The 2,305-nt window shown below is 75.7% G+C and carries 2 protein-coding genes; both read left to right on the plus strand.

Features of this window, described 5'->3' with window-relative positions:
- Positions 1-410 precede the first annotated feature (410 nt).
- Positions 411-1,166 carry a sulfotransferase family protein gene (locus ABZ641_RS33630; protein ID WP_344623945.1) on the plus strand — a complete coding sequence of 252 codons (756 nt, stop codon included), beginning with the start codon at positions 411-413 and terminating at the stop codon, positions 1,164-1,166.
- Positions 1,163-2,143 (plus strand): alpha/beta fold hydrolase, encoded by a 981-nt coding sequence (locus tag ABZ641_RS33635; RefSeq protein ID WP_359988062.1) that lies wholly within the window; start codon positions 1,163-1,165, stop codon positions 2,141-2,143. Before ABZ641_RS33630 ends, ABZ641_RS33635 begins: the two co-directional genes overlap by 4 nt.
- Positions 2,144-2,305 lie beyond the last annotated feature (162 nt).

Consider the following 2,305-nt stretch of genomic DNA (forward strand, 5'->3'; position numbering starts at 1 on the left):
GCGGCCAGCTCCACCGCGCGGTAGCGCGGTGCACTGGCCTGCGGTGTTGATGTGCCGGGGGGTGTGGATGTGTCGGTCACATTCCCTCTTCACGTGGACTCGGCCGCACTGCTGCATCGAAAGCTAGCCGGAATCACCGGAGTTCGGCCTCCGCCCCGGCAGTGATTTCCCGGTCAACGGAATGCTTCGGTCCGCTCCGCGGGCGTACCCGAATCGTTCAATTCCACGGCCGCGGGTCAACGGAATTCCACCGCCCGCCGCCGCGCGGGCACAGGCTCCGCAGGTCGCGGTCGTAAGCATGGCGCTGACAGGCCGAAACGGCGTGCCGTCCACCGCGATTCCGGGGTTCCGGGCCGGCCCCGGGCGTTGCTAGCCTCGCCGCACCGAACCACCCGGGAAAGGAATGCACCATGAGTGCGGAGGAACCGCCGACCACCACCGGGGCGATCGCACTGTGGAGCGCACCCCGCTCCCGGTCGACCGCATTCCTGCGGATGATGATGCAGCGCCCCGGTGTGGTCACCCTGCACGAACCGTTCTCGCACCTGGCGGACTTCGGCAGCACGGAGGTCGACGGTACGGCCGTGCACACCGAGGCCGAGCTGATCGCCGCGATCCTGCGGCTCTCCCGCGAGCGCCTGGTGTTCTTCAAGGACACCACCGACTTCCACTACCCCGGCGTCCTGGCGGACCCCCGGTTCCTCACCGAGGTGCGGCACACGTTCATCATCCGCCGCCCGGACGAGGTGATCGCCTCGCACTACGCGCTCAACCCCGCGCTCACCGAGCCGGAGATCGGCTTCGGCCGGCTGCGTGAACTCTTCGACGCGGTCGCCGCGGAGAGCGGGTCCGTCCCCGCCGTGGTCGACTCGGACGCGCTGCTGGACGACCCGGAGGGCACCGTCCGGGCCTACTGCGAGCGCGCCGGACTCGACCACCGCCCGCAGGACCTCAGCTGGCGGGCCGGTGCGCACGACAGCTGGGGCAGGGCGCAGCGCTGGCACGTGGACGCGGAACGGAGCACCGGCTTCGTCCGCTCCGAGCGCAGCTACCCGCACACGGTGGCGAACACCCCGCTGCTCGCCGACTATCACCGCGCCCAACTCCCGCACTACGAAGCGCTGTACCGGCACCGCCTGGTTCCGGCCGGGGCGCCCCGGCCGTGACCGTCCGCCGCCCGTCGACCGCGCAGGAGGAGACCGTGCCGCCCGGACCGAGCGTGCCACCCGCACCCGCCGTGCCGCCCGCCGACGGCCGGGTGGCCGCCCTCTCGCCGCAGAAGCAGGCCCTGCTGGACGCGCTGCGCGCCGGCCGCAGCCGCCCCTCCGTGCCGCCGGCCGCCCGCGGCACCCTGGTCGAGCTGCACCCCGGCACCGACCGCGGGGCGGGCGCCGTCGTGCTGTGCCCGCCGATCGGCGGCGGGGTGTTCTGCTACACCGGGCTGGCCCGGCTGCTGGCCGGACGCCGGCCGGTGCTCGCCGTCGCCGCCGAGGAACGGCCGGACGGGCCCACCACGGTGGAGTCGACGGCCGAGGACTACCTCGCGCTGCTGGCCGCGGCCGGACGCCGCCCGGCGGTGCTCGCCGGTTGGTCCTTCGGCGGCCTGGTCGCGTACGAGGCGGCCCGCCGGCTCGCCACCGCCGGGGCGGCGCCGCCGGTCGTCCTGCTGGACACCATGAGCTGGCCGGCCGCGGTGCCCGCCTGGGACGGCCCGGCCACGCTGCAGCGCTTCGTCGCCGACCTGGTGGACTCCGCCGGACCGGCCGACGCCCTGCCCGGCGGCGGCGACCGGCTGCCCGTCGACCCCGCGGTCTGGCGGCTCCCGCCGGACGAGGCGCTGGACGCCGCGGTCGCCGCGCTGCGCGAGCACGGCATCGACCTCGGGCTGGACGGCACCGACCTGGCCGCCCGGCACCACGGCTACCGGGCCGCCACGCGCGCCATGCAGGCCCACGTGCCCGGCCCGTACGCCGGACCGGTCACCCTGCTGCACGCCGAGGACTCCGCCGTCGACCCCGCCGAGTGGCGCGCGCGGGTGAGCGGCCCGCTGCACCTCCGGCAGGTCCCCGGCGGCCACTACGACATCGTCCGGGAGCCGGTCGTCCGGACGGCTGCCGAACTGATCCGCGCCGCCGCACCCTGACACCCGCGGCACCCCGGCACCGCATCGCATCGCACCACGCCCCGCCGGCTGCCACGCCCAGGGCCGGCACGACCCGGCCCGGCCGAGGGCACCCGTTCGTCCGCCACGCCGCCCGTCCGGTGGCGCGACGCACCACGCCGCCGTCCGCGGGCGGTGCCGAGC

Origin of the sequence: Kitasatospora sp. NPDC007106, from assembly GCF_040634455.1 — a bacterium.
Taxonomy (GTDB): domain Bacteria; phylum Actinomycetota; class Actinomycetes; order Streptomycetales; family Streptomycetaceae; genus Kitasatospora; species Kitasatospora arboriphila.